This is a genomic window from Xanthomonas sp. NCPPB 1638, assembly GCF_041475635.2.
Taxonomy (GTDB): domain Bacteria; phylum Pseudomonadota; class Gammaproteobacteria; order Xanthomonadales; family Xanthomonadaceae; genus Xanthomonas; species Xanthomonas cucurbitae.
The window spans coordinates 2,169,830-2,184,286 of sequence record NZ_CM192984.1 but is presented as its reverse complement, the minus strand read 5'-3'; the positions used below and the strand labels follow the sequence as shown (position 1 = coordinate 2,184,286).

Sequence of the window (14,457 nt, the reverse complement as noted above, 5' to 3'; positions counted from 1 at the left end):
CGTCCGGAAAGGAATCGACAGAGCGTACGGCCCTTACGATTCCCGATTCCCGAATCCCGATTCCCTGCCGTCAGGCAAACTGCCTGAGAAAACGCACGTCGTTCTCGAAGAAGGCGCGCAGGTCGTTGACGCCGTAACGCAGCATCGCAAAACGCTCCACGCCCAGGCCGAAGGCGAAGCCGGTGTAGCGCTCCGGATCGATGCCGACACTGCGCAGCACGTTCGGGTGCACCATGCCGCAGCCCAGCACTTCCAGCCAGCGCGTGCTGCCATCGGGCTGCTGCCAGGCAATATCCACTTCCGCACCCGGCTCCACGAACGGGAAATAGCTGGGACGAAAGCGCATTTCGAAATCGCGCTCGAAGAACGCGCGCACGAACTCGGACAAGGTGCCCTTGAGATCGGCGAAGTTGGAATGCTCGTCCACCAACAGCCCTTCGACCTGATGGAACATCGGCGAGTGGGTCTGGTCCGAATCGGAGCGATACACCTTGCCGGCGGCGATCATGCGCAGCGGCGGCGTGTGTGCGTCCATGTAGCGCACCTGCACACCGGAGGTGTGGGTCCGCAACAGGCGGCCGTCGCCGAAGTAGAACGTGTCGTGCATCGCGCGCGCCGGATGGTGCGGCGGGAAGTTCAGCGCTTCGAAGTTGTGCCAGTCGTCCTCGATTTCCGGGCCATCAGACAACTCGTAGCCCAGCCGCGCGAAGATCTCGACGATACGCTCGAGCGTGCGCGTGACCGGATGCAGGCCGCCCCGTTCACCCCGACGCCCCGGCAAGGTGACGTCGATACGCTCCCCGGCAAGACGGGCGTCCAATGCGGCGGTTTCCAGCGTGTTCTTGCGCTGCGCCAATGCAGCGGTCAGTGCGTCGCGGGTCTGGTTGATCGCCTCGCCGGCCGCCTTGCGCTGGTCGGCCGGCAGCGTGCCGAGCTGCTTGAGCTGGGCAGTGATGCTGCCGCTCTTGCCCAGCAAGGCGACCCGCAATGCTTCCAGTTGGTCCGGCGTCTGTGCGGCGGCAACATCGGCCAGCGCGCGCTCGGTCAGGGATTGAATCTCACTCATTGCACTTGCGCCTCAACTGCTAGCCGAACGGTGTTTCCGGGTGCACCGGAACGCATTGTCACTGCACCAACCTGCCATCACCCACTTGGTGGCTTCGCAAAAACGCAAAAGGGGAAGGACTCGCGCCCTTCCCCCTGCATCTCTGCGTTTCACGCATCGAAAGCACCCGCACCGAGGTGTGACTACTGACGATGACTCGCTTCTGTCAAAAGTCCGCACATGGATGTGCGGGCTCCTGCGAGGGACTCGCACATACGGCGTGCGGGCTCTTGCAGAGGGACCTGCATTTACGCCGCCAGCGCGCCCTTTGCCTTCTCGGCCAGCGCGGCAAAGCCGGCGGCGTCGTGCACGGCAATATCGGCCAGCACCTTGCGATCCAGGGTTATACCAGCCTTGAGCAGGCCATTCATGAAACGGCTGTAGCTCAGGCCGTTGATGCGGGCAGCCGCATTGATGCGGGTGATCCACAGCGAACGGAAATTACGCTTCTTCTGCTTGCGGCCAATATAGGCGTACTGCTGTGCCTTGATGACGGCCTGCTTGGCAACGCGGAAGACCTTGCGGCGAGCGTTGTAGTAGCCCTTCGCCAGGGTCAGAATTTTCTTGTGGCGGCGACGCGCCTGTACGCCACGCTTTACTCGTGCCATGGGTCAGTCCTCAGAGGTAGGGAAGCATACGATCGAGACGGCCAGCGTCCTCGGCACGGACGTGGTTCGTCTGCCGCAGGTTGCGCTTGCGCTTGGTCGCTTTCTTCGTGAGGATGTGGCTACGGTTTGCGTGGCCGCACTTGTACTTACCGGAGGCAGTCTTGCGGAAACGCTTGGCCGCCGCCCGGTTGGTCTTGATCTTGGGCATTGCGATGTCCTTGATGGTGTTTTGTCACTGACACGGGCGGCAGTCTTGCGACCACGCTTTCCATCCTTGCCCTTGCCTGCTTGTAAGCCCTTGATCGAACACGATCCGGACAGGTCCTGGTGCCGCTTGCACGGCGCCCCGATAAACTGGGCCGCGCAGTCTACCCGTTGCCGGGAATTCTTGCAAATCGCGCCCTATCGCCGCGGCTGGCCCGGGTTGGGCCGCCGCGGCAGCGGGTCAGATCTTCTTCTTCGGCGCGATCATCATGACCATCTGACGCCCTTCCAGGCGCGGACGGGATTCGATGACGATGTCGTCGCCCAGATCGGCCTCGATCCGGGCCGCCATCTCGCGACCGAGCTCCTGGTGGCTCATTTCACGACCACGGAAGCGGATGTTGACCTTGACCTTGTCACCCTCTTCCAGGAAGCGGCGCATGTTGCGCAGCTTGATCTGGTAGTCACCTTCATCGGTGACCGGGCGGAACTTCAGTTCCTTGATCTCGACCTGCTTGGTCTTCTTCTTGGCCTCGTTGGCCTTCTTCTGCTGCTCGAACTTGAACTTGCCGAAATCCATGATCTTGCAGACCGGCGGATCGGCCTGCGGCTGGATTTCGACCAGGTCCAGGCCTTCTTCTTCGGCCTTGGCGAGCGCTTCGTCGCGCGACAACACGCCGACCATCTCTCCGTCACTGCCGATCACGCGGACGCGCGGCACCCGGATTTCTTGGTTCTTGCGGTTCTGTTTGTTGTCAGGGGTACTGATATTGCAATCTCCCAGGGGAATCGAACCGGCGCATCCGGATCATCCAGACCGGCCGGGGTTGGCTCACGCTGCCTGCTCTGCCTGCAGACGTTCGATGAAGGCCGAAACCGCCATGGTTCCAAGGTCTTCTCCCGAGCGAGTCCGCACGGCAACCGCGCCATTTTCCTTCTCACGGTCGCCGACCACGAGCAGATAGGGCACGCGTTGCAGCGTATGCTCGCGGATCTTATAACCGATCTTCTCGTTACGCAAATCGGCGCTGACACGGAAGCCTTGATTTGCAAGGGTTTTCCGAACCGAGTCCACATATTCGGCCTGAGCGTCGGTAATGTTGGCGACGACGACCTGCACCGGAGCCAGCCAGGACGGGAACGCGCCGGCGTGGTGCTCGATCAGAATGCCGATGAAACGCTCCATCGAGCCGACGATGGCCCGGTGCAGCATCACCGGATGCTTCTTCTGGCTGTTCTCGTCCACATACTCGGCGCCCAGCCGGCCAGGCATCATGAAATCGACCTGCATGGTGCCCAGCTGCCAGGTGCGGCCGATGGCGTCCTTGAGGTGGTACTCGATCTTGGGGCCATAGAAGGCGCCCTCGCCCGGCAACTCCTGCCACTCCACCCCGCACACGCCCAGCGCGCTGCGTAGCGCGGCTTCGGCCTTGTCCCAGGTGGCGTCGTCGCCCAGGCGCTTTTCCGGGCGCAGCGCGATCTTGATCTGGATCTCGTCGAAGCCGAAGTCGGTATAGACCTTCAGCGCCTGCCGGTGAAACGCAGTCACCTCCGACTCAATCTGCCCCTCGGTGCAAAAGATGTGTCCATCGTCCTGGGTGAACCCGCGCACGCGCAGGATGCCGTGCAACGCGCCGGACGGCTCGTTACGGTGGCAGGCGCCGAATTCGCCATAGCGGATCGGCAGGTCGCGGTAGCTGTGCAGGCCCTGGTTGAACACCTGCACATGGCCCGGGCAGTTCATCGGCTTGACCGCGTAGGTGCGCTTCTCCGATTCGGTGAAGAACATCGCGTCCTGGTAGTTGTCCCAGTGGCCGGATTTTTGCCACAGCGACACATCCAGGATCTGTGGGCAGCGCACCTCGCCGTAGCCGCTGTCGCGGTAGACGCGGCGCATGTACTGCTCGACCACTTGCCACAGCGACCAGCCCTTGGGATGCCAGAACACCAGGCCCGGCCCTTCCTCCTGCAGGTGGAACAGGTCCTGCGCCTTGCCGATCTTGCGGTGGTCGCGCTTGTCGGCTTCTTCCATGCGCAGGATGTAGGCGTCCAGCTGCTTCTTGTCGGCCCAGGCGGTGCCGTAGATGCGCTGCAATTGCTCGTTCTTGGCATCGCCGCGCCAGTAGGCACCGGAAATACGGGTCAGCTTGAAGGCCTTGAGGAAGCGCGTGTTGGGCACGTGCGGGCCACGGCACATGTCCACGTATTCCTGGTGGTAGTACAGCCCCATCGCGGTGATGTCGGCGGACATGTCCTCGATCAGGCGCAGCTTGTACTCCTCGCCACGCTGGGCGAACACCTCGACCACCTCGGCGCGCGGAGTGACCTTCTTGATGACGTCGTAATCCTGCGCGATCAGCTCCTGCATCCGCTGCTCGATCGCGGCCATGTCTTCGGGCGTGAACGGGCGCTCGCTATAGATGTCGTAATAGAAGCCTTCGGCAATGACCGGACCGATCACCATCTTGACCTCGGGGTAGAGCTGCTTGACCGCGTGGCCGACCAGGTGAGCGCAGGAATGGCGGATGATCTCCACGCCTTCGGCATCCTTGGCGGTGATGATGCGCAGGCTGACGTCATGGTCGATGACGTCGCTGGCATCGACCAGCTGGCCATCGACCTGGCCGGCGATGGTGGCCTTGGCCAGGCCCGCGCCGATCGACTGGGCGACCTGCATGACCGAGACGGGGGATTCGAATTCGCGGCGGCTGCCGTCGGGGAGCGTGATGTTGATCATGGGCAAGAATAATGATGTCTGGTCTGGCTGCAGCCGGAAGCTGCCATGGGAGGCCTGACCACTGCTGGACAGGCTCGGGGAGAAGCGGGAAAGGTCATGCGGAAGACCGCGTCGCGGGCGCCACGGACACGGGCGCCGCTCGGGATCAGCGGTGGGCGGTGGTAGTGCTCATGTCGCACGCTCGGCCGGCGCGGGGCGCGGGCCACCTTCTCGCAAGGGGTCTTGGAGGTGAATGGTAAACCAATCAGGCGGCCACCGGGCAGCCCGGCACGGGGCCGGCGGGCGCATGGCATGATGCCGGCCACTCGTCCTGCCGCTGCCGACCATGACCATCAAGGGTAAAGCCACCTCGCTGGATATCGCCTACCTGGCCGGCGTGTCGCAGCCGACCGTGTCGCGTGCCCTGCGCGGCAGCCCGATGGTCAACGAGGAAACCCGCAAGCGCATCCTGCGGATTGCCCGCGAGCTGAACTACAAAGTGGACAAGAATGCTTCTTCGTTGCGGCTGCGCAATGCCGGCACGCTGGCGCTGCTGTTCTTCGAAGACCCCACCGCCGACGATTCGCTGATTAATCCGTTCTTCCATTCGATGCTGGGCTCGATCACCCGCGCCTGCGCGCTGCAGGGCTACGACCTGCTGGTGTCGTTCCAGCAACTGTCCAAGGATTGGCAGGCCGACTACGAAGACAGCAACAAGGCCGACGGCATCATCCTGCTGGGCTACGGCGATTACCAACAGTCGCGCCAGCGGCTGCAGCTGCTGGTGGAGCAAGGCACGCATTTCGTGCGCTGGGGCGCGGCGCTGCCGGGCCAACCGGGTATCTCGATCGGCAGCGACAACTACCAGGGCGGGCTGGACATCACCGAGCACCTGTTGGCGCAGGGCTGCCGGCGTATCGCCTTCCTGGGCCATGCCTCCAATCATTACCCCGAATTCGAGGAACGCTACCGCGGTCACGTGGCCGCGCTGGCACAACAGGGCCTGGTTGCCGATGCGGCGTTGCAGTTCGATGCGATCACCACCGAGTCGTCCGGCCATGCCGCGTGCCTGGCGCTGCTCGACAGCGGCCACGCCTTCGATGCAGTGTGCGCGGCCAGCGATCTGATCGCCATCGGCGCGATGCGCGCCCTGCGCGAGCGCGGCCTGCGCGTGCCGCAGGACGTGGCGGTCAGCGGCTTCGACGATATCGCGCTGGCCGCCTCGGTGGCGCCGGCCTTGTCCACGGTGCAGCAGGACACCAAGCAGGCCGGCACGCTGCTGGTGGAAAGCCTGGTGGCGCTGATCCGCGGCGAAGCGGCGCAAAGCCGCACGATTCCGGTGAAGCTGGCCGTGCGCGATTCCTCGCACAGTAGCGGATTGCAGCCGCCGTTGGGCTGGAACCCATCCGGCGCGGAGACTGGCGAGGCGGTGACTGGCAGGGCCGCCGATGGGACTGCCAGGCGCTGAGTCGGGATTCGTCAGCGCATGCATGGGGCTGCAAGAAACGCTTCGTAGGAGCGCACCTGGGCGCGATGAAGCGTTACCGATAATGCCCCGTCGCGCCCAGGTGCGCTCCTACAGATTGCGAACGTCGCGGGCGGCTTGTTCGGCCATCTGGGCGTCGAGTTGCTTGCGCAATGCGGGAAGTGAAACTGGCCGTGCGCGACTCCTCGCACAGCAGCGGGTTGCAGCCGCCGCTGGGCTGGAACCCGTCCGGCGCGGAGACCGGCGAAGCAGTGACTGGCAGGGCCGCCGATGGGACTACCAGGCGCTGAGTCGGGATTCGTCAGCGCATGCATGGGGCTGCAAGAAACGCTTCGTAGGAGCGCACCTGGGCGCGATGAAGCGTTACCCATAATGCCCCGTTGCGCCCAGGCGCGCTCCTACAGATTGCGGACGTCGCGGGCGGCTTGTTCGGCCATCTGCGCGTCGAGTTGCTTGCGCAATGCGGGATCGATGACCGGCGCGTCCGAGAGCAGCACGCGCACGCCGTGCGCCGGGACCTTCGTGACCAGCCGCCCCTGCGCCTGCAGGTGTTCGCCACTGACCGCATCGCGCCAGAGGCCGGGTTGCAGGAAGCGATTGACCACGATGCTGGTGGCTGCATCGCCCTTGTTGAGCAGCACAAGGGCGGTCTGGGTCGTGCCGGCATGCTGATACACGCGCAAAAACGCGGCCTGCTGACCGCGCAGGCTGAGATCGACCTGCACGCCGCGCTGCAATGCCGGGGTCTCGCGGCGCAGGCGTGCGATGCGCTGCAACGGTGCAAAGATCGGGCTTTGCGGCGCCGTACGGATACGCTCCACACCGAAATAATTGCGATTGCCTGCGTGCTCGGCGCGCCCGCGCATGAAGCCGGTTTCCGAGCCGTAATAGATCACCGGGATACCGCGCGCGGTAAATAGCCAGTTGTGCGCGTCGATGAAGCCGGTGTCGCTGGCATCCAGCCGCGCCATGTCGTGATTGTCGTAGAAGCTCATCAGCTCGTAAGGGTTCGCGTACGGCCCCCGGCGCAGGAACAAGGGCTTGGCGAGCTTTTCGAAGCCCGCTTGCTCATGGCCGAAGACTGCAGACAGCTGCTGCTTCAACGGAAAATCCAGCACGCTGACGCCGGCATTGCGCGCCCAGGTATGTCCGGCGATCTTGTCGGCGTCGTAGTCGAAGGCTTCGCCGAACATGAAGAATCCCGGGCGTTTCTCGCGAATGCGCGCCACGAAGGCGTGCCAGAAGCGATCCGGCATCCAACCGATGGTGTCGATGCGGAATGCATCGGCGCCCTGCTCCATCCATTGCAGATACGCACCGGCCAGGTAGTCGAGCACGGCCGGGTTGTTCTCGTTGAGATCGGACAGTTCCGCCAGCCCGCCGCCGGTGTTGTAGAAGGCATGCAACGGGTTGTGCTGCGGATCCAGCTGCGCGGGCGGCAGATTTTGATGATCGGCAACCAGGCGCCCCTGCGCATCGTAGAGCTTGCCGAAGCCGGGTTGTGCCACCGGCATGGTGTAGGCCGGCGAACCATGGTTGCCCACGATATCCAGCACCACTTTCAGGTGATTGGCGTGCATGGCGCGGGTGAAACCGGCGAAATCCAGGCCCGGGCTGGGCAGGTGTTCGTCCAACTTGTAGAAGTTGACGCCCCAGTAGCCGTGGTAGCCGGTCTTGCCGTAGTCGCTGAGCGTGCTGCCGCAGGTGATCGGCTTGCCACCGGTGAACGCCTGATCGGGGTTGTCGACGATGGGCGTGATCCACACCGCGCCAAATCCCAGGTCGCGAATGTAGTCGGCATGATCGACGATGCCCTTGAAGTCGCCACCCAGGTAGCCGATGTTGTCGTCGCTGCCATCGGCGCAGGGTGTGGGCACATCGAAGCTGCGATGCGCACCGCCCTGCTCGCGCTGGTCGTTGCCGGTATCGCCATTGACGAAGCGGTCGGTGACCACGAAGTACACCGCATCGGCGGCGAATGGCTCCAGGGTGCCGTAGTACTCCTTCGCCGCAGGCGCCGCGAGCGCCACGCCCGCGTACATCGTCAACACCACACACATCGCACTGCGCATCACTGCCCTCCCGAGGCGACTGGAACCCGCATCACGCAGACGCCGGCGACCAACAGGCTGAGCCCGCCGATGGCCAATGCGTAGATCGGCTGCCCGCCCAGCCACGCACGGAGCACGAAGCCCAGCGCACTGGCAGCGACCAGCTGCGGAATCACGATGAAAAAATTGAAGATGCCCATGTACACGCCCATCTTGGCGGCAGGCACGCTGTCGGACAGCAAGGCGTACGGCAGCGACAGGATCGAGGCCCAGGCAAAGCCGACGCCGAGCATCGACAGCAGCAACCCGTGCGGGTCGCGGATCACCACCATCGACAACAGGCCGGCGGCGCCCAGCCACAGGTTGCACAGATGGCTCCAGCGCAGCCCGATCGCGCGGACCAGCAGGGGGATGACCAGCGCCGCCAGCGCGGCGAAACCGTTGTAGGCACCGAACAGCACGCCCACCCAGTTGGCCCCGTCGTTATAGGCCGCCGATGCGGTATCGGTGGTGCCGAAATGCACCTGGGTCACTGCGGCGGTGGTGTAGATCCACATTGCGAACAGGGCGAACCAGGAAAAGAACTGCACCCAGGCCAGCCGCCGCATGGTGATCGGCATGCTGCGCACATCCTGCACGATTGCCACCAGCATGCTTCCCGCCGGCAGCACCCGCGCCAGCGCCAGCAGTGCGCCGTAGGCGATGCACAGGCCTGCCAGCACATAAAGCATGCGGTCGCCCTGGTGCCAGGCGATGGCGATCGCCAGCAGCACACCCGCGCCGCACCACACTGCACTGGCAGCGGGCGGCGGCAACAGGCCGGCCATCGCTGCGGTCGCAGCAGGTGGATGCGCGTCGTCGAAGGCAGCCAGCTGGCGCGGGCTGTATTCGCGCGTGCGCAGCACTGTCCAGCCGATCGACAGGAACAGCACCGCCGCGCCCAGATAGAACGCATAACGCACGCTGTCGGGCAGCTGCCCCGCGGGCGCGGTATTGGCCACGCCCCACTGGGCCAGCAACCAGGGCAGGAAGCTGGCGACGATGGCGCCGATGCCGATGAAAAAGCTCTGCATCGCATAGCCGGTGGGCCGCTGCGCCGGCGGCAGCTGGTCGCCGACCAGGGCGCGGAACGGCTCCATCGAAATATTGATCGAGGCATCCAGCACCCATAGCGTGCCGGCAGCGATCCACAGCAGCGGTGCATTGGGCATCACCAGCAACGCAAGCGTGGTGAACACCGCGCCCACCATGAAATACGGGCGCCGACGGCCCCAGGAGGTCCAGGTGCGGTCGGACAGATAGCCGATGATGGGCTGCACGATCAGCCCGGTCAGCGGTGCGGCGATCCACAGCCCCGGCACGTCGTCCACTTGCGCGCCCAGGGTCTGGAAGATGCGGCTGGCATTGGCGTTCTGCAGCGCAAACCCGAACTGGATGCCGAGAAAGCCGAAGCACATGTTCCAGATCTGCCAGAAACTCAGGCGTGGCTTTGCGGTCATGGCGCGGCCTCCGTGTCCGCTGCCGGCCCGATCATCAATGCACTCACCTGCGCCGCATTGACCACACCGTCCCGACCGCCACGGCCACCGGTGTACTGGGCAAAATGCGTCAGGGCGCTCATGTTGAAGCCGTCTTCCAGGCGAAACACACAGGCCTGCCCTGCCACGGCATCGAAGCGCACCTGTGTGGACAACTGCTCGCCCACGCTATGCGGCATCACGATCACCTGCGATTGCGGCGGCCTGCCCGGGCACTCCAGCACCAGCCGCTTTACCGCAGCCGTGACGCCGGTATTGATCGGGCCATTGGCGTTGCGATACCGCAACGACACGCGGTGCCGCCCCGTGGATGCGGCGTTCCATGCCCAGGTCTGGCTGCCGGGCAAGGTCTGCGATGGGCCAAGCGTCAGCGACGCACTGTGCAGCGACTCCAGGCCATCCACGCGCCGGGTGAGGCTGACCACATGCTGCAGCCCATCGTCGGGCAATGCGTAATGCCCGGCGGCATCCAGGGCCCGGCCGTCCATGTACAGCGTCGTGCCGGCCGGAATCGCAACCCGATACCGATTGGCCTGCTCCTGCACTTCGGGCGGCATCGGGGTTTCCGGCGCAAACACCTGCGCCGGTTGCGGTGGCGCCGTCAGGTCGGCCTGGCGCCCGACCAGCTGCACCTGCGTGGTCTGGCCCTGCTGCTCGACACGCCCGGCCGCCAGCAACTCGCCCTGGTCGTCGGCCGGGCGCTGCAGCACATACCGGCGCGTGCCCTGCTCCAGCACGATCTGTTGGCGTGCACCGAACAACAGCGGCACCAGGCTGCGTGGCAACTTCGGGGTGACGCTGCCATCGGCGGACAGGCCGAACACGCCTTCCAACACCGCCGACAGATACCCCGCCACCGACCACAGCTGACGCGGGGAATTCACCACCGGGCCGCTGCGCGCGCCCTCTTCCACGTGCACCGCCAAGCGCTGCATGTCGTAATTCTCCATGTTGGAGCCGGCCAGCGCGCTGCCGCGCATCAACGACTGCAACTCCAGCGCGATGCGCGGCGCATCGTCCAGCACACGCGATGCGCGCAAGGCATAGGCGCTGACGAACGGCCAGATGGCACGGTTGTGGTAGATCGGTTGCGCGGCCTCCTGTGGCCACACCACCGGGCTGCCACCGGCCACCATCGGGTAATTGCGCAGCGCCAGGCGTGCGCGTTCCACCGGGAACACCTCGGCCAGCACGCCCAGCGACAAACCCAGCAGATCGACCTTGGCATAGCGCACCGGATGCGCGGCATTGCCCAGGTAGCTCACATACTGCTGGCGGGGCGCATCCCAGAAGCGCGCATCGATCGCCTGCCGCAACGCGTCGGCCCATTGCGCATACCGGGCGGCACGCGCATCGCCGCGCTGGCGCGCCATCTGTTCGGCCAGGCGCAGCGCCTGGTAATGCAACACGTTGGTCGACAGCGCAAAGGACTCGGCGATGAAGCGCACGTCCTCGCGCGTCCAGTCCGGATAGGTCTGCTCGCGCCAGTCCAGAAACGCTGTTTCGCCGCGGTAGAGGCCGATCTGTGCATCGAACACCGCATCGCGATCCTGTGCGAGCGTGGCCTGCAGCGCCTGCCACACCTCGTCGGCAAACGGCTTGTCGTCCAGCAGACCGCGCGCGGCCAGGAACCACACCACCCGGTCGCTGCTGATCGGCCAGCTGCCACCAGAGCCGGTGTCCTGCGCCACAAACAGGCCGGGCGTACGGCCATCGCGTGCAGTAGAGAGCTTGAAGCGCAAGGAGTTGCGTGTGCGCTGCGGCTCCAGCCGCGCCAGCGCCAGATCGGCGGCGAAACTGACATCGCGCGTCCACACGTACGGCCAGCGCTCGCCGGTTTCGAAGCAGGTGCACGGCACTGGCTTGCCGGCGTTGAAGGCCGGATCGCGGATCGCATCCACGCGGTCGTCGGCCATCTCCTGCTGCGCCAGCGCGAACAAGGCATCGAACATCGGGCTGGCGGTGTGCGTACGCATCGGCTGCGCCGCAATGCGGCGCTCGCCCTGCGGCCATCGCAACACGAAACCGCCATCGTCCAGCGCCTGCGCCTGTGCGCGGCGCCCTTGAAATTCCAGCTCATCGGCCACTGCCGACGAGCTTGCCGCAACGCCCAGCGTTGCAGCCATGCAGATCATCTTCAGCATCGAAGCGGCGAAACGGCTTGCGCCGTCGGCCTTCCTCCCTCGTTGCACGCGTTGTGGTGCGTGGCACAACTGCGCCACGGTCGCGGACCCTCCCAGGTGCCGTGGCGCCATGGTAGACGCGCACCTTGCCGTTACGCACCACTGCATACGTATTCATTGCCGACACCGGTACGCAGCATGGTCGGGTGCCGGCGTCGCGCTGCATAGTCGCCGCTTGCGCAACGGCCACCTTGGGAGGGGATATGCCGCTGTCTTCATGTCGAGCACGCTCGACGCTGGGCGCACGCTGGATCGCGCGCCTGCTGTTGCTCGCCTGCATCGCAAGCGTGGCGCCAATGCTGCATGCCGAGGTCACCACGATCGATGTCGCCTCGCCCGGCAAGATCCTGCAGGTGAGCCTGGAGCTGGATGGCGGCACGCCGTACTACCGCGTGCAACGCCTGGGCCAGCCGGTACTGCAGCGTTCACGGCTGGGTTTCAACCTGCGCGATGGGCGCCTGGACCGCGGATTGGTGGTGCTGTCGCAGGCACGCCAGCGTCATGACGACACCTGGGAGCAGCCCTGGGGCGAAACCCGTCTGGTCCGCAACCACTACAACGAATTGCATGTTCGCCTGGGCGAGCGTGACGGTGCGCAGCGCAGCTTCGAGGTGGTCTTCCGCGTCTACGACGACGGGCTGGGTTTGCGCTATCACTTTCCCGAACAAGCCGGCCTGCGCGAAGCGATCATCGACGACGAACTCACCGAATTCGCCATTGCCCAACACGCCGATGCATGGTGGATTCCGGCGGGCGAACCGATCCATTACGAGTATCTCTACCACCGCACGCCACTGAATCAACTCACCCTGGCGCATACGCCGCTCACGCTACGTACCGACAGCGGGCTGCATATCGCACTGCACGAAGCGGCGCTGGTGGATTACGCCGGCATGTGGCTGCGCCGCACCGACGACCAGCGCCTGCGCGCGCAATTGTCACCGGCGGCCGAAGGCTGGAAGGTACGTCGCACCCTGCCCTTCGAGACGCCGTGGCGCACCTTGCAGATCGCCGATCAGGCCACCGGCCTGGTGGAATCGAACCTGATCCTCAACCTCAACGCGCCCAATGCGCTAGGCAATGTGGACTGGGTCAAGCCGTCCAAATATGTCGGGGTGTGGTGGTCGATGCATCTCAACCAGCAGACCTGGGCCACCGGCCCCAAGCACGCGGCAACCACGGCCACGACCCGGCGCTACATCGATTTTGCCGCTGCGCACGGCTTTCGCGGCGTGCTGGTGGAAGGCTGGAATCCAGGCTGGGACGGCGAATGGTTCGGCAATGGCGGCAGCTTCGACTTCACCCAACCCACGCCGGATTTCGATCTGCCCGCATTGAGCAAGTACGCCGCCGGCAAGGGCGTGCATCTGATCGGCCATCATGAGACGGGGTGCGCAGTGGACCATTACGAAGACCAGATCGCCGAAGCGATGGACCTGTACGCACGTTTCGGCGTGGACTCGGTCAAGACCGGCTATGTCTGCGACGATGGCCAGGTGGAGCGACGCAATCCTGCCGGTGGTGCGCCGCTGCGCGAGTGGCACGACGGCCAGTGGATGGCACGCCATCACCTGCGCGTGGTGCGCGAGGCAGCGGAGCGGCATATCGCCGTCAACGCCCACGAGCCGATCAAGGACACCGGCTTGCGCCGCACCTATCCCAACTGGATGTCGCGCGAAGGCGCGCGCGGCATGGAATACAACGCCTGGGGCCAGCCACCCAACCCGCCCGAACACGAGGTCAACCTGGTGTTTACGCGACTATTGGCCGGGCCGATGGATTACACGCCGGGCATCGTGAGCCTGAAAGGCCGCAACGGCCAGGCGATTCCCAGCACGCTCGCCCGCCAGCTCGCGCTGTACGTGACGCTGTACAGCCCGATCCAGATGGCTGCCGACCTGCCCGAGCACTATCTGCAGCACCGCGATGCGTTCCGCTTCATCGAGGATGTGGCGGTGGATTGGGACCAGACCCGCGCGCTCAATGGCGAGGTGGGTGACTACGTCACCATCGCGCGCAAGGACCGGCACAGCCGCGAGTGGTTCCTGGGCAGCATCACCGACGAACACGGCCGTCTGCTGCAGGTGCCGCTGGGTTTTCTCGAGCCGGGCGTACGCTATACCGCGCAGATTTATCGCGATGGCGATGGCGCCGACTATGTGAGCAACCCGTTCGCCTTCGTCCGCGAAGAACGTCAGGTCGGCAGCAGCGACATCCTGGAGCTGCGGCTGGCACCGGGCGGCGGGCAGGCAGTCCGCTTCGTGCCGGTGGGTGGCGCACGTTGAGCCACGCCGTTGCGGTGGCCCGCAGGTAGGGCCGCCGCCAACCATTGCATGCATCCGCAGCACCGCGCCGCTGCAGATGATGCCCTTCACTCGCCTGACGACCCATCGCCGATGACATGGCATGACAGGAAGCCGCCCATGGAATCGATTTCATCGCCAACGTGGCGATTGAATACGTATGCAGCGGCCGTTTGCACGCAGGCGCGATGTCTACCATACGTTGCAGTCGCGACGCCTTGCATGACGCACGACGCAGCATCTCCAGGCATCTGCCGGATCAA

The 14,457-nt window shown here is 65.0% G+C and carries 10 protein-coding genes and 1 pseudogene; 3 read left to right on the top strand and 8 right to left on the bottom strand.

Annotated features, from left to right (window positions below; genetic code table 11):
• Positions 1 to 70 precede the first annotated feature (70 nt).
• From pheS to thrS, 5 genes are all read right to left on the bottom strand, one after another.
• Positions 71 to 1,066, bottom strand: coding sequence for a phenylalanine--tRNA ligase subunit alpha (pheS, locus tag ACCQ13_RS09550; protein ID WP_104602792.1), 996 nt, complete (start codon positions 1,064 to 1,066; stop codon positions 71 to 73).
• A gap of 287 nt (positions 1,067 to 1,353) precedes the next feature.
• Complete coding sequence (gene rplT / locus ACCQ13_RS09545) at positions 1,354 to 1,713, bottom strand: 50S ribosomal protein L20 (RefSeq protein WP_003484828.1); 360 nt, start codon at positions 1,711 to 1,713, stop codon at positions 1,354 to 1,356.
• A 10-nt stretch (positions 1,714 to 1,723) separates the two neighbouring features.
• Complete coding sequence (gene rpmI / locus ACCQ13_RS09540; protein WP_002811096.1) at positions 1,724 to 1,921, bottom strand: 50S ribosomal protein L35; 198 nt, start codon at positions 1,919 to 1,921, stop codon at positions 1,724 to 1,726.
• Positions 1,922 to 2,158: 237 nt separating this feature from the next.
• The gene (gene infC / locus ACCQ13_RS09535; protein WP_082861869.1) at positions 2,159 to 2,701 is read right to left on the bottom strand and encodes a translation initiation factor IF-3; all 543 of its coding nucleotides are present in this window, start codon (positions 2,699 to 2,701) and stop codon (positions 2,159 to 2,161) included.
• A 48-nt stretch (positions 2,702 to 2,749) separates the two neighbouring features.
• Positions 2,750 to 4,654: a threonine--tRNA ligase gene (gene thrS / locus ACCQ13_RS09530; protein WP_104602793.1), complete on the bottom strand. Its 1,905-nt coding sequence runs from the start codon at positions 4,652 to 4,654 to the stop codon at positions 2,750 to 2,752.
• A gap of 325 nt (positions 4,655 to 4,979) precedes the next feature.
• Here thrS and ACCQ13_RS09525 point away from each other — a divergent pair, with 325 nt between their 5' ends.
• On the top strand, positions 4,980 to 6,101 hold the full coding sequence (locus ACCQ13_RS09525) for a LacI family DNA-binding transcriptional regulator (protein WP_167526883.1): 1,122 nt from the start codon (positions 4,980 to 4,982) through the stop codon (positions 6,099 to 6,101).
• A 179-nt stretch (positions 6,102 to 6,280) separates the two neighbouring features.
• A pseudogene (locus tag ACCQ13_RS09520) lies at positions 6,281 to 6,409 on the top strand (LacI family transcriptional regulator); the annotation flags it as partial.
• 108 nt (positions 6,410 to 6,517) lie between these two features.
• Here ACCQ13_RS09520 and ACCQ13_RS09515 read toward each other — a convergent pair.
• The 3 genes from ACCQ13_RS09515 to ACCQ13_RS09505 are packed head-to-tail and all read right to left on the bottom strand — an operon-like array spanning position 6,518 to position 11,852.
• Positions 6,518 to 8,191: an alpha-amylase family glycosyl hydrolase gene (locus ACCQ13_RS09515; RefSeq protein WP_167526882.1), complete on the bottom strand. Its 1,674-nt coding sequence runs from the start codon at positions 8,189 to 8,191 to the stop codon at positions 6,518 to 6,520.
• Positions 8,191 to 9,669 (bottom strand): MFS transporter, encoded by a 1,479-nt coding sequence (locus tag ACCQ13_RS09510; RefSeq protein ID WP_104602796.1) that lies wholly within the window; start codon positions 9,667 to 9,669, stop codon positions 8,191 to 8,193. Before ACCQ13_RS09510 ends, ACCQ13_RS09515 begins: the two co-directional genes overlap by 1 nt.
• Entirely contained in the window at positions 9,666 to 11,852 is a 2,187-nt protein-coding gene (locus ACCQ13_RS09505) for a glucosidase family protein (protein WP_104602797.1), read from the bottom strand. Before ACCQ13_RS09505 ends, ACCQ13_RS09510 begins: the two co-directional genes overlap by 4 nt.
• Before the next feature lie 242 nt (positions 11,853 to 12,094).
• On the opposite strand from ACCQ13_RS09505, the gene ACCQ13_RS09500 reads away from it, so the two are divergent.
• Positions 12,095 to 14,176, top strand: coding sequence for a glycoside hydrolase family 97 protein (locus ACCQ13_RS09500; protein WP_274392098.1), 2,082 nt, complete (start codon positions 12,095 to 12,097; stop codon positions 14,174 to 14,176).
• Positions 14,177 to 14,457: the final 281 nt, after the last annotated feature.